General features: G+C 73.8%; 20 protein-coding genes. 11 read left to right on the plus strand and 9 right to left on the minus strand.

The genetic code is table 11. The features are described 5' to 3' along the window. Positions 1-68: 68 nt before the first annotated feature. From BS72_RS14745 to BS72_RS14765, 6 genes are read left to right on the plus strand one after another with little or no spacing between them, the layout of a single operon-like run. On the plus strand, positions 69-920 hold the full coding sequence (locus tag BS72_RS14745) for a helix-turn-helix domain-containing protein (RefSeq protein WP_037910975.1): 852 nt from the start codon (positions 69-71) through the stop codon (positions 918-920). Next, entirely contained in the window at positions 917-1111 is a 195-nt protein-coding gene (locus tag BS72_RS14750) for a DUF397 domain-containing protein (RefSeq protein WP_037910978.1), read from the plus strand. Before BS72_RS14745 ends, BS72_RS14750 begins: the two co-directional genes overlap by 4 nt. A gap of 51 nt (positions 1112-1162) precedes the next feature. Next, positions 1163-1423 (plus strand): DUF397 domain-containing protein, encoded by a 261-nt coding sequence (locus tag BS72_RS34130; RefSeq protein WP_107498792.1) that lies wholly within the window; start codon positions 1163-1165, stop codon positions 1421-1423. Next, a complete protein-coding gene (locus tag BS72_RS14755; RefSeq protein WP_037910980.1) occupies positions 1420-1623 on the plus strand; it encodes a DUF397 domain-containing protein in 204 nt (67 codons plus the stop codon). The genes BS72_RS34130 and BS72_RS14755 overlap by 4 nt, the downstream gene beginning before the upstream one ends. 19 nt (positions 1624-1642) lie before the next feature. Continuing rightward, positions 1643-1849 carry a DUF397 domain-containing protein gene (locus BS72_RS14760; protein WP_037910982.1) on the plus strand — a complete coding sequence of 69 codons (207 nt, stop codon included), beginning with the start codon at positions 1643-1645 and terminating at the stop codon, positions 1847-1849. Then, positions 1846-2607: an SDR family NAD(P)-dependent oxidoreductase gene (locus tag BS72_RS14765; protein ID WP_037910983.1), complete on the plus strand. Its 762-nt coding sequence runs from the start codon at positions 1846-1848 to the stop codon at positions 2605-2607. The genes BS72_RS14760 and BS72_RS14765 overlap by 4 nt, the downstream gene beginning before the upstream one ends. A gap of 20 nt (positions 2608-2627) precedes the next feature. On the opposite strand, the gene BS72_RS14770 is transcribed toward BS72_RS14765, so the two are convergent. The 7 genes from BS72_RS14770 to BS72_RS36515 all read right to left on the minus strand — a co-directional run bounded on the left by BS72_RS14770 (position 2628) and on the right by BS72_RS36515 (position 12901). Next, positions 2628-4238, minus strand: coding sequence for an APC family permease (locus BS72_RS14770; RefSeq protein ID WP_051951124.1), 1611 nt, complete (start codon positions 4236-4238; stop codon positions 2628-2630). 334 nt (positions 4239-4572) lie between these two features. Next, positions 4573-5595 carry a UDP-glucose 4-epimerase GalE gene (gene galE / locus BS72_RS14775; RefSeq protein ID WP_037910987.1) on the minus strand — a complete coding sequence of 341 codons (1023 nt, stop codon included), beginning with the start codon at positions 5593-5595 and terminating at the stop codon, positions 4573-4575. Positions 5596-5830: 235 nt separating this feature from the next. Next, a complete protein-coding gene (gene lhgO / locus BS72_RS14780) occupies positions 5831-7102 on the minus strand; it encodes an L-2-hydroxyglutarate oxidase (protein WP_037910991.1) in 1272 nt (423 codons plus the stop codon). Positions 7103-7318: 216 nt separating this feature from the next. Next, entirely contained in the window at positions 7319-8257 is a 939-nt protein-coding gene (locus tag BS72_RS14785) for a DUF5996 family protein (RefSeq protein ID WP_037910993.1), read from the minus strand. A 146-nt stretch (positions 8258-8403) separates the two neighbouring features. Next, positions 8404-9162 carry a class I SAM-dependent methyltransferase gene (locus BS72_RS14790; RefSeq protein ID WP_037910994.1) on the minus strand — a complete coding sequence of 253 codons (759 nt, stop codon included), beginning with the start codon at positions 9160-9162 and terminating at the stop codon, positions 8404-8406. 194 nt (positions 9163-9356) lie between these two features. Continuing rightward, the gene (locus BS72_RS39225) at positions 9357-12590 is read right to left on the minus strand and encodes a S53 family peptidase (RefSeq protein ID WP_157856236.1); all 3234 of its coding nucleotides are present in this window, start codon (positions 12588-12590) and stop codon (positions 9357-9359) included. A gap of 164 nt (positions 12591-12754) precedes the next feature. After that, positions 12755-12901 carry a hypothetical protein gene (locus BS72_RS36515; RefSeq protein WP_157856237.1) on the minus strand — a complete coding sequence of 49 codons (147 nt, stop codon included), beginning with the start codon at positions 12899-12901 and terminating at the stop codon, positions 12755-12757. A 274-nt stretch (positions 12902-13175) separates the two neighbouring features. Between BS72_RS36515 and BS72_RS14805 the strand changes: the two genes are divergently transcribed. Continuing rightward, positions 13176-14024: a M55 family metallopeptidase gene (locus tag BS72_RS14805; protein WP_037915919.1), complete on the plus strand. Its 849-nt coding sequence runs from the start codon at positions 13176-13178 to the stop codon at positions 14022-14024. 106 nt (positions 14025-14130) lie between these two features. Continuing rightward, positions 14131-14571 (plus strand): hypothetical protein, encoded by a 441-nt coding sequence (locus BS72_RS14810; protein WP_037910995.1) that lies wholly within the window; start codon positions 14131-14133, stop codon positions 14569-14571. Positions 14572-14923: 352 nt separating this feature from the next. On the opposite strand, the gene BS72_RS14815 is transcribed toward BS72_RS14810, so the two are convergent. Beyond that, positions 14924-15799, minus strand: coding sequence for an aldo/keto reductase family oxidoreductase (locus BS72_RS14815; protein WP_037910997.1), 876 nt, complete (start codon positions 15797-15799; stop codon positions 14924-14926). 128 nt (positions 15800-15927) lie between these two features. On the opposite strand from BS72_RS14815, the gene BS72_RS14820 reads away from it, so the two are divergent. Beyond that, complete coding sequence (locus BS72_RS14820) at positions 15928-16359, plus strand: winged helix-turn-helix transcriptional regulator (protein WP_037910999.1); 432 nt, start codon at positions 15928-15930, stop codon at positions 16357-16359. A gap of 1593 nt (positions 16360-17952) precedes the next feature. Here BS72_RS14820 and BS72_RS14825 read toward each other — a convergent pair. Further along, positions 17953-18693: a FadR/GntR family transcriptional regulator gene (locus BS72_RS14825; protein WP_063836075.1), complete on the minus strand. Its 741-nt coding sequence runs from the start codon at positions 18691-18693 to the stop codon at positions 17953-17955. A gap of 104 nt (positions 18694-18797) precedes the next feature. Between BS72_RS14825 and BS72_RS14830 the strand changes: the two genes are divergently transcribed. Then, positions 18798-20240, plus strand: coding sequence for a sialate:H+ symport family MFS transporter (locus BS72_RS14830; RefSeq protein WP_037911003.1), 1443 nt, complete (start codon positions 18798-18800; stop codon positions 20238-20240). Then, positions 20240-21181, plus strand: coding sequence for a dihydrodipicolinate synthase family protein (locus BS72_RS14835; protein WP_037911004.1), 942 nt, complete (start codon positions 20240-20242; stop codon positions 21179-21181). The genes BS72_RS14830 and BS72_RS14835 overlap by 1 nt, the downstream gene beginning before the upstream one ends. Positions 21182-21255: the final 74 nt, after the last annotated feature.

Genomic DNA, 21255 nt, shown 5'->3' on the forward strand with positions numbered 1-21255 from the left:
GGGTGCGTGTACCGGTACGTACGGCTCCCTGTGCGGGATGTCGGCCGTAACCGCGATTGGGGGCAAACATGTCGGACGGCCAGGACGCCTTCGACGAGGGCGAGCTGAGCGGCGACCTGATGCGTGCCATCGGCAAGCAGGTCAAGCTGCTCCGCGAGCGGGCCGGGCTCACCCAGAAGGAGTTGGGTGACCGCCTCGGGTACAGCGAGGACCTGGTCTCCTCACTGGAACGCGGCCGCCGCACCCCGCAGCGGGAGTTCCTGGAGGCGGCGGACGACCTGCTCAGCGCCGGCGGGCTGCTGAAGACGACCATCGAGGACGTCGAGAAGGCCCGGGCGAAGGCGCGGGTCCGGCACCCTGCGTGGTTCAAGGACTACGCGAGGCTGGAGCGCGAGGCGGTCGAGATCAACTTCTACAACAACCACGATGTGCCGGGGTTGTTGCAGACCGAGAGGCGAACCCGAGCGCTCTACCAGATGCGCAAGCCGCTCCTGGACGAGGAGACCATCGAGCAGCGAGTCGCCTCCCGGATGGACCGACAGGAGATCCTGACCCGTTGGCCTTCACCCCTGGTGACGGCGGTCATTGAGGAAGTGGCGCTCAGACGACCCATCGGGGGGTGGGAGACCCACAACGAGCAGTTGGAAGAGCTGATCAAGCTCGGACAGCTGCGCAACGTCGAACTGCAGGTGATGCCGACCGACCGCACTGAGCATGCTGGCATGGGTGGTCCGTTCGTGCTCCTCACGCCGAGGGGAAAGCCCCAGGTGGGATACATGGAGGCTCAAAACGGTAGTCGACTGATCACCGACTCCGAAGAAGTACGTATCATTGCCGCACGGTACGGCACCATCAGGGCACAAGCGCTCACCCCGAGTGAGTCTCTGCGCCTGATGGAGGACATGCTGGGAGAGCAATGAGCATCGCGGAACCCGCACGACTCGCCTGGTTCAAGAGCAGCTACAGCGGCAACGAAGGAGGCGAGTGCGTGGAGGTCGCAGTAGCGACCGCTTCCGTCCACGTACGCGACTCCAAGGACCGCAACGGGCCTCAACTCACCTTCACCGCAGCCGAGTGGGCCTCGTTCGTACAGTTCACCGCCGCAATCTGAACCGCCTCACGGGCAGCACCCTCCCCTGACCATCCAACCGTTGGGAGAGCAATGACGGTCGAGACCACCACGCACCCCGACGCACTCACCTGGCTCAAGAGCAGCCACAGCGGCGGGGAGGGCGGCGAGTGCGTAGAGGTCGCCCGCACCCCCGACACCGCCCACGTGCGGGATTCGCAAGAATCCCGCACGTGCGCAACTCACCTTCAGCACAGCCGAGTGGACCGCGTTCGTGCAGTTCGCGGCCTCACACCGACACGACTGACCTGTAGCGCCTTTCCCCCGACCACCACGTCCCTGGGAGAGCGATGACTGTCAAAACTGCCAGGCCCTCCGACGCACTCACCTGGCGCAAGAGCAGCCACAGCGGCAACGAGGGCGGTGCTTGCGTGGAGGTCGCCGCGACGAGCGGCGCCGTCTACGTACGGGACTCCAAGGATCGCCTTGGGGGCCAACTCGCCTTCTCCGCAACCGAGTGGACCGCCTTCGTACAGTTCGCCGCCCAGCACTGACCCACGCCCAGGGAGAGCAATGAGCACCGAAGCCACCGCGAAGCCCGACGCGCTCACCTGGCACAAGAGCAGCCACAGCGGCGCGGAGGGCGGCGAGTGCGTGGAGGTCGCCCGCGCGCCCGGCACCGTCCACGTGCGGGACTCCAAGAACCCCGACCTCGCCCGGCTCACGTTCAGCGCCGCCGAGTGGACCGCGTTCGTGCGGTTCGTACGGTCCGCCCGGTGAGGGGTGTCCTGGTGACGGGTGGCTCGCGCGGTATCGGGCGGGCCGTCGCGCTGGCCTTCGCGCGTGGCGGCGACCGGGTCGCGGTGCAGTACGTCGGTCGGCGGGCGGACGCCGAGGAGACGGTGCGGCAGCTGCCGGGTGAGGGGCACGCGCTGCTTCAGGCCGATCTGGGCGAGCCCGGGGCGGCCGAGCGGGTGGTGGCCGAGGCGGTGGGCGCGCTGGGCGCGGTGGACGTGCTGGTGAACAACGCCGCCGTGGCGCCGTCGGCGGAGACCCGGCACCCGGTCGCGGAGACGCCGCTGGCGGACTGGCAGCGGGTCTGGCGGCGCATGCTCGACGTCAACCTGCTCGGTGCGGCCGACCTGAGCTGGGCGGTGGCCCGGCACCTGGTGGAGCGCGGCGCGGGCGGCGCGATCGTGAACGTGGGCTCGCGCGGCGCGTTCCGTGGCGAGCCCGACTTCCCGGCCTACGCGGCGTCCAAGGCCGCGCTCCACGCGCTCGGCCAGTCGCTTGCGGTGGCGCTGGCTCCGCACGGCGTCGCGGTCACCTCCGTCGCGCCCGGGTTCGTCGGCACCGAGCGGCAGGCGGCGAAGCTGTCCGGCCCGGACGGCGAACGGCTGCGGGCGGAGAGCCCGTTCGGCAGGGTCGGCACCCCGGAGGAGGTCGCCGCCACCGTGCACTTCCTGGCGTCCCCGGCGGCGGTCTGGGCCTCCGGGACCGTCGTCGACCTCAACGGCGCCTCCCACCTGCGGATGTGATCCCGGGGCCGGGGCGGCGCTCACACCGCCGGGGTCCGCGAGAGCTGGCGGACGCCGGAGGTGACGGCCCAGGCGAAGACGGCGAGGGAGAAGACGGCGACGGTGACCGAGTCCCAGGGCTGGGGCAGGCGGCCGGAGCCCTTGAAGCCGCCGAGCCAGGACAGCAGGGTCAGCCCGGCGAGGTAGACGACGAGCCAGGCGCCGTCGCGCAGTTCGGCGCTCAGCGGCGCCGCCGCGCGGTCCCGGCGCAGCGCCAGGAAGAGCGGCAGCCCGACCAGGACGAGCGGCAGCGCCAGCCGCAGGTCGTGCCAGCCCGACCAGTAGACGAACTCGCCGGAGACGACGAAGGCCACCGGCGCGACCCAGCGCAGCCCCGGCACCCAGCCGGCCAGCCGGTCCGCGGAGGCCGAGCGGAAGACCGCAGCGGCCACCGTCGACGAGGCGTAGATCAGCAGGTACATGTCGCCCATGACGGCGACGATGGACTGCCAGCCGCCGAACGGCAGCAGGAACACCACGATGACGGCGAGGTTCAGCGCCAGCGCGCGGTGCGGGATGCCGAACCGGCCGTCCACCCGCATCACCGAGCGCGGCAGCAGCCCGTTCTTGGCGATGGCGTAGGTGTGCCGGGCGTCGATCGCCACCCCGACGTAGGCGGAGCCGCCGGGCGAGACGACCGCGTCGGCGTAGAGCAGGCCGGCCAGCCAGTGCAGGTTGAGCAGCAGCGCGAGCTGGCCGAACGGCGAGTCGAAGTCGACGCCCGCCCAGCCGTGGCCGAGCAGCCGTTCGGGGACGGCGAGCAGGAAGGCCAGTTGCAGGCCGAGGTAGAGCAGCACGGACACGGCGATGCCGCTGAGCACGGAGGACGGGATGGTGCGCCGCGGGTCGCGGGCCTCGCCGGAGAAGTCGAGCGGGGCCTGGAAGCCGTTGACGGAGTAGACGATGCCGCCGGCGGACAGCGCGCTCAGGCAGGCCGCCCAGCCGTACGGCGCGAACCCGCCGTGGTCGGTGAGGCGGCCGGTGCCGTGCGCGCCGGAGGCCAGCAGGGCGGCCACCGTGAGGACGGGCATGACCACCTTGAAGACCGACACCGCGTTGTTGACCCGGGAGAAGAGCCGCACCCCGAACCAGTTGAGCGCCGTGAGCAGCACGCTCAGCGCGAGCGCCAGGCCCAGCCCGGCGGCGGTGAGGGTGCTGCCGTTGTACACGCCCGGCAGGTAGTGCGCGGCGTACTGCATGATCGCGGTGATCTCGGCGGCGGTCCCGCCCACCGACAGCAGCACCGACCAGCCCACCATCGTGCCCACCAGCCGCCCGCTGGCGTACAGCGGCCAGCGGACCGTGCCGCCGCCCTCCGGCCGGTTCGCGCCCAGCTCCACCATGACCAGCGCCACCAGCGCGCTGAGCAGGCCGGCCGCCACCCAGGACAGCAGCGACGCCGGGCCGGCCGTCTGCGCCGCGTACATCGCGGCGAAGAGCCAGCCCGAGCCGAGGATGTTGGAGAAGCCGATCGCGGTCAGGGCCCAGTACCCGAGCCCTCGGCGCAGCTTGCGCTCCTGCGCGGCGGCCGCGTCGGCGCCGGCCGCCGAAAGGGCCGCGGCCGGGTCGTCCGGCACTCCGTCCTGCGCCATCACGACTCCTCGCCTCCGCCCGCGCCCGGCCCGGACCGCCCGCGGTGCCCTCCGCCCGGGGCCGCGCGCGGCCCGGGCCGGCGCCGCGGTCGGACGTCCACCCGGGAACGAAACCACGAAGCGCCGCCGCGTCACGGGGAGCGCGCCGAGGGGACCGCGACCCGAACCCGTCGGTGGGGTCGCGGGCACCGGCGCGACGGCCGGCCGGGGGCGGGGCTCACCGGCAGCCGGCCGGGGGCGGGGGCTCACGGACACCGGCGCGGCAGCCGACCGTCGGCGGGGATCGCGGCCGGGTCCGGAGCAGCGAGGAGGCGGGTCCGCGCGGCCAGCGGCCTCAGGCGCCGTCGGCGTCCCGCGCGGCCAGCCGGCGCGCCCACTCCACGCGCCACGCGAGCGAGTCGCGGATGCCGTCCTCGACGCTCCTGGCCGCCTTCCAGCCCAGCAGCCGCGCGGCGGTCGCGTTCGCCGTGTAGGAGCCGTTGACGTCGCCGGGGCGCGGGGCGGCCTCCACCACGTCCAGCCGCTCCCCGACGACCTCCTCGAACGCCCGCACCAGCTCGCGGACGGTGGTGCCGGTGCCGGTGCCGATGTTCACCACCTGGTACCCGGCGCCGCCGCCGGCCGGGAGGATCGCCGGGAAGCGCCGCAGCGCGGCGACGTGCGCCTGCGCCAGGTCCCAGACGTGGATGTAGTCGCGGATGCCGCTGCCGTCGCGGGTGGGCCAGTCGACGCCGGTGACCACGAACGGCTCCTTGGCCGCGTACGCCTCGGTCAGCTTGCCCAGCGCGTGCGAGGGGGCCGGATTCTGCAGGCCGGTGCGGAGCGCGGGGTCGGCGCCGATCGGGTTGAAGTAGCGCAGCGAGATCACCCGCAGCGGCGAGGCGGCGGCGGTGTCCTGGAGGATCTGCTCCATCATCGCCTTGGTCCGCGCGTACGGGCTGGACGGCGCCACCTCCGACGTCTCGTCCACGACGACGTCGCCGGGCTCGGGCGCGTAGATCGCGGCCGAGGAGCTGAACAGCACCTGCTCGCAGCCGTTGCGCAGCAGGTGCTCCAGCAGGTCGACGGTCTTCGCCACGTTCTCGCGGTAGTAGCGCAGCGGTTCGGCCACCGACTCGGGGACGACGATCAGCGCGGCGCAGTGGATCACCGCCCCGATGTCCGGGTGGTCGGCGAAGACGCGGTCGAGGAGGTCGCCGTCGGCGATGTCGCCCTCGTAGAACGCCCGCCCTTCGGTGAACTCGCGCCGCCCGGTGGAGAGGTTGTCGAGGATGACGGGCGTGATGCCCTCGTCGAGGCAGGCCGAGGCCACCGTGCTGCCGATGAAGCCGGCGCCGCCGGTGATCAGGACTTTCATGCGCGGACCTCGCTTCGTGGCAGGTGCAGGCGCACGGTGCGGCGCCGCTCCCCATCCTGCCAGGGCCCGCCCCGGGCCCCGGGCGCCGCCGCCCGCCTCACCCGGGCGGGAGGGCCGGGGCGGCGAACCGGGACCGTCACCGGCGGGCGGCCGGCCGCTCGTGCACGGCCGACCGCTCGTGCACGGCCGACCGCTCGTGCACGGCCGACCGCTCGTGCACGGCCGACCGGGCCGGTCAGTCCGAGCCGGGGGCCCGGCCGCCGTCCGTCCCGAGGACCGTGTCCGCGATGTGCTCGGCGATGGCCATGGACGAGGTGGCGGCCGGGGAGGGCGCGTTGCGTACGGCGGTGACGGCGCCGGACCGGTGGATGACGAAGTCGTCCACCAGCGAGCCGTCCGCGCCGAGCGCCTGCGCGCGCACCCCGGCGCCGCCGCGCACCACGTCCGCCGGGCCGATGCCGGGCACGTAGGCCGCCGCGTCCCGCATGTACGCGCGCACCGACAGCGAGCCGCGCACCTCCTTCAGCCCGGTGCGCCAGTGCCGCCGGGCCAGCCGCCGCGTGCCGGGGAACGCGGCGATCCGCAGCAGCTCGCGCGGGTCCACGTCGGTGCGCCGGTAGCCCTCGCGGGCCAGCGCCAGGACGGCGTTGGGGCCGACCTCCACCGAGCCGTCGACGCGGCGGGTGAAGTGCACGCCGAGGAACGGGTAGCGGGGGTCGGGCACCGGGTAGACCAGGCCGCGCACCAGGTGCGCCTTGGCCGGCACCACCGTCATGTACTCGCCGCGGAAGGGGACGATCCGCAGTTCGTCAGCGTCAGCAGCGTCGGCGTCGTCCGTGGCGGCGTCGGTGGTGGCGTCGGTGGCGAGCCGGGCGACGCGGTCGCTGTGCAGGCCCGCGCAGAGCACCAGCCGGTCGACGGTGAGGACGTCGCCCGCGCCGGACGCCACCTCGACCCGCCCGCCGCCGGTCCGGGTGACGCGGGTGACGGGGAAGCCCAGCCGCACCTCGCCGCCGGACGCCTCGACGTCGCGGGCGAAGGCGCGGGCGACGGCGGTGTAGTCGGTGATCGCGGTGCGCGGGGAGTGCACGGCCGCGAGGCCCGCCGCGTACGGCTCGATCCCGGCGATCCCCGCCCGGTCGACCCGCCGCACGCCCGGCACCCCGTTGCGCACCGCGTTGGCGTGCAGCGCCGCCAGCCGCGGCAGCTCCTCGTCCCGCACGGCCACGACGAGCTTGCCGCACTCCTCGTACGGCAGCCCGCGCTCCTGGCAGAACTCGCGGAGCAGCGCCATGCCCCGGGTGCAGAGCCGGGCTTTGAGGCTGCCCGGCGGGTAGTAGATCCCGGCGTGCACCACACCGGAGTTGTGGCCGGTCTGGTGGACGGCGACGTCCGCCTCCTTCTCCAGCACCACCACGCGGGTACCGGGACGGCGCAGCGCGATCTCCCGCGCCGCGGCCAGCCCGACGATGCCGGCGCCGACGACGCCGACCGTCTCGTCCGCCATCGCGGACCTCCTCGCTGCTGTGCCGGCTCGTGCGCGGTGCGGGCTGTTGTTCCAGCTCTCCCAGTGTGGCGCTGCGGGGTCCCGTCCTGGTTGCCGTCGGGGCGGGTTCAGGGGTCGGGCACGGGAAGCCGGGACGCGACCGTCCCCCGACCGGCCGTACGGGGCCTGTCGGGGGTCGGCGGTCCGGGGTCCCCGCGGGGGCCGGGGCGGGTGCGCTCAGGCGGCCTCCGGCGGGGTCCTGCTCATGCGCCAGCCGTCGCAGCGCGGGCCGACGAGGTCCGCGGGCCAGTCGGCGAGGGCCACGGCGGCGTCCTGGACCGCGTCGCCGAAGGCGACGACGGCCGCGTGCGGGTCGGGCGCCTTCCGCAGCTCGGACCAGGGCAGCAGGACGAGCCCGGCGTCCGGGTTCCAGGCCGCGCCGGGCACGCCCCAGGACCGGTCGCCGAGGCCGTCCGGCTGCGGCCAGATGTAGGCGTACATCCCCGGCACCGGCGCCTGGTCGCTGCCGAAGGAGAACCCGACGGCCAGGTAGTGCCGGCGCTGGGCGTTGCGCAGGAAGACGGGGCCCTGCGAGGGCGGCGGGGCCGGGCGCGGCAGGTGGCGGGTGGCGGAGAGGTCGAAGCCGCCCCACATCAGTCCCACCGGCGGGTTGTGGCCGAGGAAGGGTGCCTGCCACTCCTCCAGGGCGCCGGCCGCGAGGTCCAGCGCGGTCCACATCAGCCGGGCGCTCGCGGGGTCCCAGACGCGTTCGGCGCGGTCGTCGTGGATCTTCTCCGGGGCGTCCGGGATCTCGCACAGCGCCGGGCTGCCGGGCCCGCGGATGCCGAGCTCCGCCGCCGCCGCGCAGAAGGAGTCGTAGAACGCGGACGCGGTGCCCGTGGCGAGCGGCAGCGTCCGGGTGCCGGTGTCCGCCTCGATGAGCACGTCGCCGTCGAGCAGGCGGTAGTGGACGGTGAAGGTCGCCCCGGGCTGCCGCAGCACCGGCGTCCTGAGGCCGCGCGGGGTGACGCCGAGGACGATGTTGCCCCAGCCGACCTCGAACGGCTCGTCCAGCGTGTACTTGCCGGCGACCTGCACCAGCCGGTTCAGGTAGGCGGCCGTGGGGGCGATGGCCTGGTACTCCAGCGCGGGCCACGCGCGGGTCGGTGCGTTCACGGGGGGCCTCCCGTCGGACGGGGAACGGCGGACCAGCGCCGGCGCGCATCGCTTCCAGTCTCGTACGGCTGCCCGCGTCGCGCCCGGCGGGCGACCGCCGCGAACACGCCGACCGCGGCGCGTGCCCGCCGGGTGACCGTACGGGGTCACTCGCCGGCGACGACCAGCCGGTAGCCGTAGTCGACGCTCTCCCGCTCCAGCAGGTCGGCGTGGCGGCGGTGCCAGGCCCCGGAGGCGAGGTCGGCGCGCAGCCGCTCTACGGCCGGCTCGACGACGGAGGGCGGCAGCTGCGCGAAGGTGGAGTTGGCCTGCCGTACGGCGGGGTCGAGGAAGTGCTCGGGGCGCCGCCAGAAGGCGGTCTGGAAGCCGTCGGTGAGGTCGTGCGGGATCGGGAAGGGCAGCACGGTGTGCGCGCCGAGCCCGTCCACGACCTGCTCCAGCGGTGCGAAGCGGGCCTCGTCCATGGCGCTGATCTCCGGCAGGTACTCCTCCAGCCACAGCCGCGGCCGGTGCGCCGGGTCCCAGGTGAACACGGCCTGCCGCCGGGCCACTCGGCGCAGCTCCGCCAACCCGGCGCGCGGGTCGGGCCAGTGATGGACCGTCATCACGGCCATAGCCGCGTCGAACGCGCCGTCCGAGAAGGGCAGTTCCCCGGCGGTGGCCCGCACCTTCAGCCTCCCCGGGTGCTGGTCGAGCATCACCCGCGAAGGGTCGACGGCCGTCACCTCGGCGTCCTCCGGCTCGTAGGAGCCCGTCCCGGCGCCGACGTTGACAACCGTGCGGGCGCCGGCCAGCGCCCGGCCGATCAGGGCGTGCAGCCGGGGGTCGGGGCGGCGGACGCCGTGGTAGCCGACGCCGATCCGGTCGTAGGTGGCCGACGGTCCGCCGGCCGTGGTGGTGTCCATGGCCCGAGTCCACCAGACCGGCGGTGCTGGAGCCAGAGCCGGGACGGCCGGAACCAGGCCCGGAGCCCCGCGAACGCGGCGCGCCTCCCGCCCGGGCCCCGGGCGGGGCTCTGGGCGGGAGGCGCGCGGTCGTACGGCGTCGAGCCGGGGCGGTGCCGGGGCAGGGCCGGTGCCGGGGCGGGGCCCCGGGCGGCTCAGGTGTAGTAGCCGAACAGGTCGGCGATCACGTCCGTGGAGCCCTGGTTGATCCGGAAGTCGACCTTGCCGTCGACGACCGGGACGGTCACCAGGTTCGCGATCGTCTGGTTCGCGGACCAGTTGAGGTTGGACGAGGTGGGCCGGGCGGTGCCGTCGGGGTAGACGGTCATGTATCCGCCGGTGGACTCGCGGGTCGCGGTGACGTTGAGGACCACCGCCTTGGCCGTCGCCAGCCGGCCGCCGTCCGCCAGGCTCAGCGAGAGCGTGCCGGTGGAGACGAGCTGGGCCGCCGACGGGACGCCGGTGCCGTAACGGGTGTCGAGCAGCCGTACCGGGCCCGCCGGGTGGAAGACCGCCCCGCCGCCGCCGGCCCGGTAGTAGCCGAAGACGTCGGCGACGAGGTGCGCGGAGCCGGTGCCGGCGTTGTAGAGGTCCACGGTGCCGTTCTTGCCGATCGGCACGACCACCATGTTGGGTACCGCCTTGTTCGCGACCCAGTTGAGGTTGGACGTCTTGGGCCGGGTGGTGCCGCCCGGGTAGGCGGTCAGGTACCCGCCGGTGGACTCGGCGGCGGCGGTGACGTTGAGCACCACGGCGGTGGCTCCGGTGGCCGGTACCCCGCCGGCGCCGGCGACCTTGAGCGCCAGCGTGCCGCCGCCCTTGACCGGGGTGGTGGTGCCGACGCCGATCCTCGCGCGGGTGTCGAGCACCCGGGTCGGGCCGGTGGGGTAGTAGGTGGCGCCGGCCGTGCCGGCGGAGAAGTAGCCGAAGACGTCGGCCACGAAGTGCGTCGTGCCGGAGCTGGAGTTGACCAGGTCGACCTTGCCGTTCGCGCCGACCGGCACGATCACCAGGTTCGGCACGCTGTGCCCGGCGGTCCAGTTGAGGTTGGAGCCGGTGGGCCGTGCGGTGCCGTCGGGGTAGGCGATCAGGTACCCGCCGGCGGACTCACCGGTGGCGGTGAGGTTGAGCACCACGGCGGTGACGCCGCTGGAGGGCACCGCGCCGCCCGCGCTGCCCGTCACCTTCAGGACCAGCTTGCCGTTGGCCGCGACCGGGGTGGTGGTGCTGACGCCGGTCTTCGCGCGGGTGTCGAGCACCCGGGTCGGGGTGACCGGGGTGAAGGTGCCGCTCGCGGGGGCGGGAACGGCCGCGCACAGGCCGGCGACGGTGGCCCGCGCGTTCTGCGGGGTGCCGAGGCCGGTGGTGAGGTCGTAGCCGGCGGCGGCGGTGTAGCGGCCGGCCGGCTGGATGCCGTACTCGGGGATGACGTTGTCGCCGTCGGTGATGTCGTGGAAGTCGGCCGCCGGCAGCTTGTAGAGGGCGGGGTTGACGAAGCCGACCGGTCCGTCGGCCGCGCAGCCGAGGTCGAGGTCGGCCTGCGCGGCGATGGCCGCCCACGTCGGGGAGGCGCCGCTGGTACCGCCGATGATGTACCAGTCGGCATCCTTCGTCCCCTCACCCCAGACGACGAGGTAGCCGGTCGCCGGGTCCGCCAGCGCGGCGACGTCCGGCACCTGCCGGCAGGTGTGCCCGGCGGGCGCGGAGCAGGCGTCGACGTAGCCGGGGCCCCGCTGTCCGGCCTGGTAGCCGGTGGCGGAGTCGAGGCTGAAGTGCGAGGAGACGCCGCCGCCGGTGGCGCCGGGGACCAGCTCCGGGTCGTTCCTGTTGTTCCACACCGTCTGGTCGGCGCCGGACCCCTTCATGGAGGTGCCGCCGACGCCCAGCACGTAGGGCTGCCCGGCCGGGTCGTCCACCGACACCTGGGTGCCCTTGGGGTCGTCCGTGGAGGCGTTGAAGAAGCAGTCGCCGGAACCCTCGTCGCCCGAGGCGGCGGTGACCGTCTGGCCCTGGGCGGCGGCCTCGGCGAAGATCTTGTTCTCGGCGTCGAGGAAGGCGCTGCCCGCCTCGTCCGTGCAGGCTCCCCAACTGGTGGAGATCACCTTGACCTTGTTGTCCGTCACCATCTTCTGGTAGACGTCCAGCACCTGCTGCTGGGTGGCGTTGTCGGCGTCGGGGCCCTCGTAGACGGTCAGGGACGCCTGCGGGACCAGGCCGATCAGGTCCTCGATGTCCAGGGCCGACTCGATGCCGACGTCCGTGAACGGGTTGTTCGGGTCCGGTTGGTCGGCCGCGTACTTCGGCCCGCCGTCCACCTTCACGGTACTGACGGAGACGTCGGTGCCCAGGCACGCCTGATAGGCGGCGATGTCCTGGGCGCCGAAGTTCTCCAGCTCGAAGAGGCCGACGGAGACGCCGGTGCCGACGTCCGGCTGGTCGGCCATGCCGTAGGCGTCGGCCAGCGACCGGGGGCTCCAGTAGTCCTGGGTGTCGGTGTGCCCGTTCTCGGTGAGCTCGGACGTCGCGTCGGCGCACAGGCCGGGCGTCTGCCCGGTGACGTGCGGCGCCGTGGCACGGGCTCCGCTGCCCCCGGCTCCGCTGACCCCGGCAGCGGTGCTCCCGGCGGCCGTGGTGCTCCCGGCAGCGGTGCTCCCGGCGGTGGTGCTCCCGGCAGCGGTGCTCCCGGCGGTGGTGCTCCCGGCGGCGTGGGGCAGCGGGGCGGCCTTCCGGATCTGCGCGGACAGGTGCGGCGTGAGGTTCGCGAGCGTGTCCAGGCCGGTGACGCCGGTGACGGCGGGCGCGGCGTCGGCGGCCAGCGCGGGCGCGGCCGTGTTGAGGATGCCGTGCCGGCCGTCGGAGGCGCGGTAGCCGGTGAATCCGGTGTGCAGGGCCTTGGACGCGGCGGCGACGGTGGTCCGCACCGGCAGCGTCAGGCCGTCGGCGGAGAGCGTGCCGGCGGTGAGGCCCTGGTGCTTCAGCGCCGCCCGGACGCGGGCCACGGTCGCGGTGGTCGGGCCGAACTCCGGGCCGAACTGCCCCGTTTTGAGGTAGTGATGGTACAGCGGCGAGCCGGGCGTGGACACGTCCGCGATGAACGTCCGCAGTGCGGCCGGGTCGCGCGGGGCCAGTTGGACGCCCAACTCGATCGGGGTGTCCCCGGCCGGCGCCGCGGTCCGCACCGCGCCGTGCGGCAGGTGCGGCGTGGCGCCGACCCGCAGCGGGGCGGCCGCGGCGCTCCCGCCGTCCGCCACGGCGGCGGGCGCGCCCGCCGCCACCACCGCCAGGGCGGCCACGGCCACCACCGGTCCGGGCACCCCCCGGCGCCAACTGCCGTGTCTGGCGCGGTCGGCCGCCCGGCCGTCCGTGCCCGTACCTGTCCCCAACCCCATATGCCGTACTCCTTCATGTGCGCTGCGGCCGGCCGCGCGGGCGCGCTGGTGCCCCGGACGGGAAAGCCGGGCTCGGTGCGGGCACCGGCCGCACGGTTTTCCCCGTCGCTGCCCGCCCCCGTCCGTCACCACCCGTCACCGCCGGTCGCGGACCTCGCGGACCGTCACCGCCGGTCGCCGCCGGTCGCCGACTCGCGGATCTCGTGGACCTCGCGGACCTCGCGGACCTCGCGGACCTCGCGGACCTCGCGGACCGGACCGGGTACGGAAGCCCCCTCCGTGGCGGCGTCACCACGGTGCGGACGTGTCACCCGCGCGCGGTAGCCGACCTTGTTTTGTACCAGCTATGCCGGGGCGAACGCTCGTTCAGGCGTACGGATTTACCCGCTCGTGATCTCCGGGCGACGGCCGGTCGGACCGGCGGCGGGTTGCGCGGGCCGAGGCCGGGCAGGCGCGGGGAGGGCGTCCGGGCCGTCGGCCGAGGGGTGCTGACCAGGGCGGAAGGCAGACGTCGACAGGCCGGCACGGGAACCGGGAGCAGATGGGAGACGTCTTCCTGGTGATCAAGGTTGAGGAGTGGGCGCGGTGCGGATCTACATCAGTGCGGACATGGAGGGTGTGACGGGGCTCGTCGACGCCGACGACGTCCAGCCCGGCGGCCGCGACTACGAGCGCGGCCGGCTGATGATGGCGGAGGACGTCAACGCCGCCGTCGAGGCGGCCTTCGCGGCCGGCGCCACCGAGGTCACCGTCAACGACGCCCACGGCCCCATGCGCAACCTCCTCCCGGAGGCCCTGCACCCGGAGGTCCGCCTGGTGCGCGGCAGGCCCAAGCAGATGGGCATGCTCGCGGGGCTGACCCCGGAACACGCCGCCATGGTCTGCGTCGGGTACCACTCCAGGGCCGGCGAACTCGGGGTGCTGAGCCACAGCTTCATGGGCCACGAGATCGAGGACATGTGGCTGGACGGCCGGCCGGTGGGCGAGATCGGCCTGGCCCACGCCACCGCGGCGGCCATCGGTGTGCCGGTGGTGGCCCTCACCGGGGACGACCGCGCCTGCGCGGAGATGGCGGACTGGGACGCCTCCGTCGCGACCGCGCCCGTCAAGTACGCGCGGGACCGGTTCGCGGCCGAGCTGCGCCCGGCCGGAGAGGCGCGCGCGGAGATCAGGAGGGCGGTCGCCGCCGGCCTCGCCGGACCACGGGGAGCCGCTCCGCGGGCAGCCGCCCCGCAGGCAGCCGCGGCACCGTCCGTGCTCAGCGTCCGGTGGCAGTCGGCCTCGGTGGCCTCGACCCTGCTGGGCATCCCCGGCGTCACCGCGACGGACCCCCGCACCGTCCAGGCCCGGGGCGCCCTGCCCGGCCTCTACCGGCAGTTCGGCGTGTGGATGCGGGTGGCGTCCTCCCTGACCAACCAGCCGCCGTACTGCTGAGGCCGTCCACGCGAAGCCGCCGAGACCGCCCGCGCAGGGCCGCTGACGTCGCACCCGTCGAGCCGCCGGCTCGCCGCGGAGAGTGCCATGAGTGCAAGGAGGAGATGTGGAACCGGGCGAAGTCTGGTGGGTCGAACTCGACGAACGGCGGCCGGTCGTCCTCCTGCGGGACGACGGCCCCTCCGGGTTCCGCGCGATGTGGGTGACCGACCCCGCCGACCCCGCCGGGCCCGTCGGCTTCGGCCTCGGCCTCGGCCTCGGCGGACGGGACCTGGACGTCGAAGTGGCCCTGGGCGCCGAGGCGGGCCTGCCCTTCGAGGGGGTCCTGCGGTTCGCGTCCCCGCGCCCGGGCTTCACCCCCTGCACGTGGCTGACCACTCTGGACCGGGAGGACCTCGCGGAGCGGGCGGGAGCGCTGCCGCCCGCGAAGCTCGACGAGGTCGAGGACGCGCTGCACTCCGCAGACCGGCCGCGGGAGTGGGACGCGGCGGTGGCCACGACGCTCAGCGCGATGCGGGACGCCCTCCGCCGCGACGGTTCGCGGTAGTACCGGACCGCCGGCGCCGGGCCGCCGGCGGTCCGGGGCTGTCGCGGCAGCGCGTCCGGGGTCGGCGAGTCCGCCGCGCACCTGTTCGCCCGGGAAGGCGCGAACGTCGTCATCACCGCGCGGCGCAGGATCGAGCCGGTGCCCCCGAACCGGACGCCGAGGCAGGGCGGCCGCTGGCGGGACCATCGCGAGGTGGTCGACGCGGCGAGGTGATCGACGCGCGCAAGGTGATCGACGCGATCGCCCGCATGTCGCGCGCATGTCGCGCGCGATCGACGCGATCGCCCGCACGTCGCGGCCGGGGCCCGGAGAAGAGGCCCCGGCCGACGAACCCGGTGGCCCGTCGCGGTGGTCAGCCGCCGATGCTGTCCAGTTCGGCGACATCCGCGTCCGAGAGGGCGAGACCAGCACCTGTGACGTTCTCGCGCAGGTGGGCGGTGGACGACGTACCGGGGATGAGCAGGATGTTCGGCGAGCGCTGCATCAGCCAGGCCAGCGCGACCGACATCGGCGTCGCCCCCAGCCGGTTCGCGACCTGCGAGAGGGCCTCGGACTGGAGCGGCGTGAAACCTCCCAGCGGGAAGAACGGCACGTAGGCGATGCCCTCGGCGGCCAGGTGGTCCACCAGGTCGTCGTCGTGGCGGAAGGCGAGGTTGTACATGTTCTGCACGCACACGATCGGGGCGATGCCACGTGCCTCGGCGACCTGCTCGACGGTGACGTTGCTGACGCCGAGGTGGCGGATCAGGCCCTCGCGCTGAAGCTCGACGAGCGTCCCGAACGCTTCGGCGATCGAGCCGGGCTGGGAGCCCTGGGCGTCGCCCATGCGCATGTTGACCAGGTCGAGGGTCTCGACGCCGAGGGATTCGAGGTTCTCGTGGACCTGCTTGCGCAGGTCCTCGGGGCGCCGGGCCGTGGGCCAGCCGCCCTGCGCGTCACGGGTCGCACCCACCTTGGTGGCGATGAACAGCGGCTCCGGGTAGGGGTGCAGCGCTTCGCGGATGAGCTCGTTCGTGACGCGCGGACCGTAGGCGTCGCTGGTGTCGATGTGGGTGATCCCGAGGCCGACCGCCTCACGCAGCACCGCCAGGGCGCCGTCGTGGTCGGCGGGCGGCCCCATGACCCACGGCCCGGCGAGCTGCATGGCGCCGTACCCGAACCGGGTGACGGAGGTGTCACCCAGCGTCCAAGTCCCGCCGGGAAGAGGTGTGGTGGAGGGCGTGTCCATCGTGGTGCCTTTCACTTCGTGCAAGGGTGGCGTCTCCAGCCCCTTTGCCTCAGCATTGGAGAGGAACTTCCTTTCGGGAAGTAGGCACTCTGAAGTGCGTAACCACCAGAAGGTGAGTGACGAGGTCAGTGGCGACGAAGGCCGACAAGAAGACGCAGGCAAAAGCGGAGTTCAACGCGTTCCTGGCAGTGTGCCCCAGCCGTCAGCTCCTCGACCGGATATCGGACAAGTGGGTCGTCCTGATCCTGTGCGCACTGGGCGGTGACACCCCCGACCAGCCCGGTGCGTCGCACGCCCCCAAGGCGATGCGCTACTCCGAACTGGCCCGGCTGCTGGCCGGCGTCAGCCAGAAGATGCTGACCCAGACCCTACGGGCTCTCGAACGCGACGGCCTGCTCATCCGCACCGTGACACCCACGGTCCCTGTCACCGTCACCTACGAGCTGACCGACCTCGGCCTCTCACTCCACCACCTCACACGCGGGCTCAGGCACTGGGCCCAGACCCACATGGAACAGGTCCTCGCCCATCGCGAGGGCCACGACGCACGGGTTTCCTAGGCCAGCGCCCGCAAGGCTTCGAACGGGGCGAGGCAACCACCTCGACGGCCGGAGACCGCCGGCGGCGCGTCGGCGTCGAGCCCAGACCGGGGCCGAACCCGGACCGGGGTAGGGCCCCGACCGGGGTAGAGCTCAACCCGGTGCCGAGCTCAGACCAGTGCGTCCGGGCCGAGCGAGGCCGTGCTCGTCATTCGGCGGCCTGCCGTGCCGGTTCTTCGTGGATCCCGACGCGCAGGACGTGCTCGATGCCGCCGTCGAGCTTGTCGCGCGCCGCGGTCAGTTCGGTGATGCGCTGCTCGATGGCGCCGCGCTCGTACCGGCCGGGTGTCAGGCTCTTGCGGCGGGCGGCGGTGTGCCGCGAAGGGTGCCGCGAAGGGTGCCGTGGAGGGTGGCGCGGACGAGGGCCCGGCCGCGGGCGGCGGTGCGGGTGCGTTCACCGAGGGTGTCGGGTGGGGCGGCGTCCAGGCCGGCACAGGTGCGGCAGATGCCCGGGGCGGGGGTGGGGCGTGCGCAGGTGGCGCACTCGTGCCGGCGCGGTGCGGCGAAGGCAGCGGGGGAGGTGGGTGCGGTGGGGCCGAGAGGGCGGTGGCGGGTTCGTCGGGTGGGGGGAGTTTGCGGGTGAGGCGGTCGCGGAGGAGGGCCGAGGCGCTGTGGACGCGTTCCGGCAGGCCGTTGAGGAGGGCGTGGGAGAGGTCGCGGGGGCCGTGGCCGCGTTCCAGCCAGCGGGTGACCAGGGGTGCGAGTGCGGCGGCCTCGGCCGCGCCGAGGCGCAGGCGCGGTTCCGGTGCCGTCAGGCGGTGCAGCAGTGCCGCCGCCTCGCCCGCGGCGGCGTCCGGCGGCCCGGCGGGGGTGGGCGCGACGGGTGGGGTCTCCCTCCATGCCTCGCTCCGCCCGCCCGTTCGGGCCTCGGGTGCCGTCCGTTGCGTGGGGAGGGAGGTTCTTTCCCTCCGGTCCTTTACGGGGTGGGCGCCACGGCTGCCGTCGGCCAGTGGACCGGTGCCCGGGAACGCGGCACTCGGCGCCATCTGCGGAGCGCCGTACGGAACGCCGTACGGAACGCCGTACGGGACGTCGTACACGTGGGATTCGCTGACGAAGGTGCCGTCCGGGCGGCGTACCCGCTCGACGCGGTAGTAGCCGAAGGAGATCAGCTCGCGCAGAGCCTTGCCCACCAACTGGCGGCCCTCGATGCTGCTGTCGGCCATGTGGCGGCCGTCCTCGCGCCAGTCGTCGGGCCGGGAGAGGAGGTCGGCCAGCAGGCCGCGCGCGATGTAGGACATACGTCGGTCCTGCAACACGACGTTGGGCAGGACGGTGAAACCGCTCGTATGGCGGCTACGATGGATCTGCATCGGGAGTTGTTGCTCCTTGTGCCTGACCCCGGAGCGTTGCTGCGCTGCCGGGGTCACTCTATTGAGTTCGCTGGTGACAGAACGTACCACGCGATTCGGCCACGATCGACCGCTCCTGGGCGCTTCGGACCCCTCCTCGCCTGGCGGAACGTTCCTCCCGCGAGGGGTCGGTCCGGATCGGTCGTCCCCGGCCCCTGGCCGTAGGAGCTACGCGGCCGTAGGAGCTACGCGGCCGTAGGAGCTACGCGGACCCGCGCCCGCCCGCCCACAGCTCGATGCGCGCGGTCACGTCGGCGAAGTGCCCGGCGATGCTGGCCGCCGCCGCGTCCGGGTCGCGGTCCTCCAACGCCTGGAGCACCTGGCGGTGTTGGCCCACCACGTGGTCGTGGTCGGTGCGCGGCTTGGCGACGTCCGCCTCCAACTGGCGGTAGACGTCCCAGAAGAGGGCGATCAGCTGCAGGGCGAGGGCGTTGCCGAGCGGTTCGTAGAGCAGCTCGTGGAAGCGCCGGTCGTGGCCGGACCGCCCGGCGTCGCCGTCGGCGGCCAGCCCGTCGAGCTCGGCCCGCAGCCGCTCCAGGTGCTCCGGCGCCAGCTCCACGGCGGAGCGTCGGATCAGCCCGCTCTCCAGCAGCGCCCGCACCTCCACGATGTCCAGCAGCGCCCGGGGGTTGTCGCGCCGCACGGCCAGCCGGGAGTGGAAGAGCAGGCCGGGGGCGAGCGAGGGCAGCGCGGCGGTGCCGACGTACGTGCCGTAACCGTGCCGGACGTCCACGATGCCCAGCGCCTGGAGCCCCTTGAGCGCCTCGCGGACCGAGTTGCGGCTCACCCCGAGGGTGCGCATCAGCTCCGGTTCGGCCGGCAGCGGGTCGCCCGGGTCGAGGTCCATGTCGACGATCAGGTCCACGATCAGGTCCTGCACCGAGGGGCGCCGCACCCGTTCCGGCACGCGCGGTGCGGCGGGGGGCTTGCGCTGGGCTGGCATGGCGCCTACGTTACCCGTCCAGTAGGACGTCGGACATCCTACGTCCTACCTTTCGATCTCCCGCCCGCCGGACCGTCCCCCCGAGCTCCCGAGGATGCGAGCCCATGACCAACTCCCCCGCTCCGCCGCTGCGCTGGCGCGCCACCCTGGCCGCCCAGGACTGGAAGGCGTTCACCGCCGCCTGGCTGGGCTACGGCATGGACGGCTTCGACTTCGTCCTGATCACCCTGGTCCTGACCGATATCAGCCACGACTTCCACCTTTCCACGATCCGCGCCGCGACCCTGGTCTCGGCGGCGTTCGTGTCGCGCTGGTTCGGCGGCCTGGCCATCGGCGCCATCGGCGACCGGATCGGACGCCGCCCGGCGATGGTGCTGAGCATCGCGCTGTACGCGGTCGGCTCGGTGCTGTGCGGCTTCGCCTGGGGCTACTGGTCGCTGTTCGCCTTCCGGATGGTGGTCGGCCTCGGCATGGCCGGCGAGTACAGCGCCAGCACCACGTACATCATCGAGAGCTGGCCGCGGCGGATACGGAACACCGCGAGCGGCATGCTGCTCTCCGGCTACCCGCTCGGCAGCGTGCTCGCCGCGAAGGCGTACGCGTGGGTGGTGCCGCACAGCAGCTGGCGGGTGCTGTTCTGGATCGGCATCCTGCCCGTGGTGCTCGCGATCTACCTGCGCCGACGGCTCCCCGAGGCAGCCGAATGGCAGCAGGCGTCCCAGGCCGGCCGGACCCGGTTCAGCGCCACGCGGCGGCTGTTCGACGCCCGCACCCGGTGGTGGAGCGTGCCCGTCAGCCTGGTGGCGGCGGTGGCGCTGGTGGTGGTGCTGCGCGGGGAGCCGATGCCCGCCACACTGGCCCTGGTCGCCGTCATCACCGCGTGCTTCGTGGCGCTGACCGTCCGGTTCGCCGGGCGGCTGTGGCCGGTGGTGGTAGCGCTGATGGTCACCGTCTTCTGCGCGTTCCTCTACTCCTGGCCGCTCCAGTCGCTGCTGCCCACCTACCTCAAGACCGACCTGCACTACGACCCGGCGCAGGTCTCCGACGCCCTGCTGTACGCCGGCTTCGGCTACGCCGTCGGCAGCGTGCTCGTCGGCTACCTCGGCGACCGGTTCAGCACCCGGGCCGCGTACGTGACGATGCTGGTCGCGTCGCTGGTCTTCGTCTACCCGGTCTTCGCGCTCGGCGAGGGCCACACCGTGGCCCTGTGGGTGCTGCTCTTCCTGCTGGTCGGCACCAGCTCGGGCGCCTCGGGCGTGCTGCCCAAGTACGTCAGCGACCACTACCCGATCGAGATGCGCGCCGCCGCCCTCGGCTTCAGCTACAACGTCGGCGCGCTCGGCGGGGCCGCCGCCCCCGTCCTGGGCGCCCGGCTCGCCAAGCCGCTCAGCCTCGGCACGGCCATCACCGTGCTCTCCCTCGGCGTCACCGCCCTCCTCGTCCTGCTGATCGTCTTCGACGTGCCCGCCCGCGTGCAGCGCTACGCGGACGCGCGGTACGGCGACCGGCCGTCCCCGGCCTCCAACCCCACCATTGAGAAGGTCTGATGTTCCACGGAGTCGTTCCTCCCCTGTGCACCCCGCTGACCGAGGACGGGGAGGTGGACACCGCCTCGCTGGAGCGCCTCACCGCCTTCCAGCTCGACGCGGGCGTGCACGGCCTGTTCGTCGGCGGCTCCACCGGGGAGGTCGCCCAACTGACCGACGCGCAGCGGGACACCGCCCTGCGCACGGTCACCGCCACCGTCGCCGGGCAGGTCCCGGTGCTGGCCGGCGTGATCGACACCGGCACCCTGCGGGTCATCGAACACGCCCGTCGGGCCCACCGGTTGGGCGCGGACGCGGTGGTCGCCACCGCCCCCTTCTACGTCGGGGCCGGCGAGGGCGAGCTGCGTGCCCACTTCCTCGCCCTGCACGCGGCCGTCGACCTGCCCCTGGTGGCCTACGACATCCCGTCCAACACGCACGTCAAGCTGCCGCCGGCGCTGCTGGGCGAGCTGGCGCAGGAGAAGGCGATCGCGGCCGTCAAGGACTCCTCGGGCGACCTGGAGTCCTTCCAGAAGGTGATGGACGGCGCCGCCGGCAGCGGCGTCGCCTGCCTGACCGGCTCGGAGACGCTCGCCGACCTGGCGCTGGCCCGCGGCGCCGACGGCGTCGTACCGGGCCTCGGCAACGTCGACCCGCACGGCTACGTCCGCCTGTACGAGGCCGCACGGACCGGCGACCTCGCGGCCGCGCGGGCCGAACAGCGGCGACTGGTCGAGCTGTTCGCGATCATCGACGTCGCCGACCGCGGCAGGGTGGGCCGGATGTCGGGCGCGCTGGGCGCGTTCAAGGCGGCGCTGGTCGCACGCGGCGTGATCGCCCGCCCGGCCACGCTGCCGCCGCTGCTGCCGATCACGGCGGACGAGGCCCGGCGGGTGGCGGAGCTGACCCGGGCAGCGGGACTGGGACCGGTCGGCACGCACCTTTCCCCCCCGGTCGGTTGATCCCCGGGTAGGGACTCGGCACCCCGTAGTCTCAGGACTCCGTAGTGTCAGCACTCCCCGCAGTCGCGTCTCCC

Origin of the sequence: Actinacidiphila yeochonensis CN732, from assembly GCF_000745345.1 — a bacterium.
In the GTDB taxonomy this organism is placed as follows: domain Bacteria; phylum Actinomycetota; class Actinomycetes; order Streptomycetales; family Streptomycetaceae; genus Actinacidiphila; species Actinacidiphila yeochonensis.

Coding starts and splice junctions, on each gene's coding strand:
- BS72_RS14825 (WP_063836075.1), bottom strand. CDS start 18,693: ATGCCAGCCCAGCGCAAGCCCCCCGCCGCACCGCGCGTGCCGGAACGG.
- lhgO (WP_037910991.1), bottom strand. CDS start 7,102: ATGGCGGACGAGACGGTCGGCGTCGTCGGCGCCGGCATCGTCGGGCTG.
- BS72_RS14815 (WP_037910997.1), bottom strand. CDS start 15,799: ATGGACACGCCCTCCACCACACCTCTTCCCGGCGGGACTTGGACGCTG.
- BS72_RS14760 (WP_037910982.1), top strand. CDS start 1,643: ATGAGCACCGAAGCCACCGCGAAGCCCGACGCGCTCACCTGGCACAAG.
- galE (WP_037910987.1), bottom strand. CDS start 5,595: ATGAAAGTCCTGATCACCGGCGGCGCCGGCTTCATCGGCAGCACGGTG.
- BS72_RS14835 (WP_037911004.1), top strand. CDS start 20,240: ATGTTCCACGGAGTCGTTCCTCCCCTGTGCACCCCGCTGACCGAGGAC.
- BS72_RS34130 (WP_107498792.1), top strand. CDS start 1,163: ATGACGGTCGAGACCACCACGCACCCCGACGCACTCACCTGGCTCAAG.
- BS72_RS14830 (WP_037911003.1), top strand. CDS start 18,798: ATGACCAACTCCCCCGCTCCGCCGCTGCGCTGGCGCGCCACCCTGGCC.
- BS72_RS14770 (WP_051951124.1), bottom strand. CDS start 4,238: ATGGCGCAGGACGGAGTGCCGGACGACCCGGCCGCGGCCCTTTCGGCG.
- BS72_RS14750 (WP_037910978.1), top strand. CDS start 917: ATGAGCATCGCGGAACCCGCACGACTCGCCTGGTTCAAGAGCAGCTAC.
- BS72_RS14755 (WP_037910980.1), top strand. CDS start 1,420: ATGACTGTCAAAACTGCCAGGCCCTCCGACGCACTCACCTGGCGCAAG.
- BS72_RS39225 (WP_157856236.1), bottom strand. CDS start 12,590: ATGGGGTTGGGGACAGGTACGGGCACGGACGGCCGGGCGGCCGACCGC.
- BS72_RS14745 (WP_037910975.1), top strand. CDS start 69: ATGTCGGACGGCCAGGACGCCTTCGACGAGGGCGAGCTGAGCGGCGAC.
- BS72_RS14790 (WP_037910994.1), bottom strand. CDS start 9,162: ATGGACACCACCACGGCCGGCGGACCGTCGGCCACCTACGACCGGATC.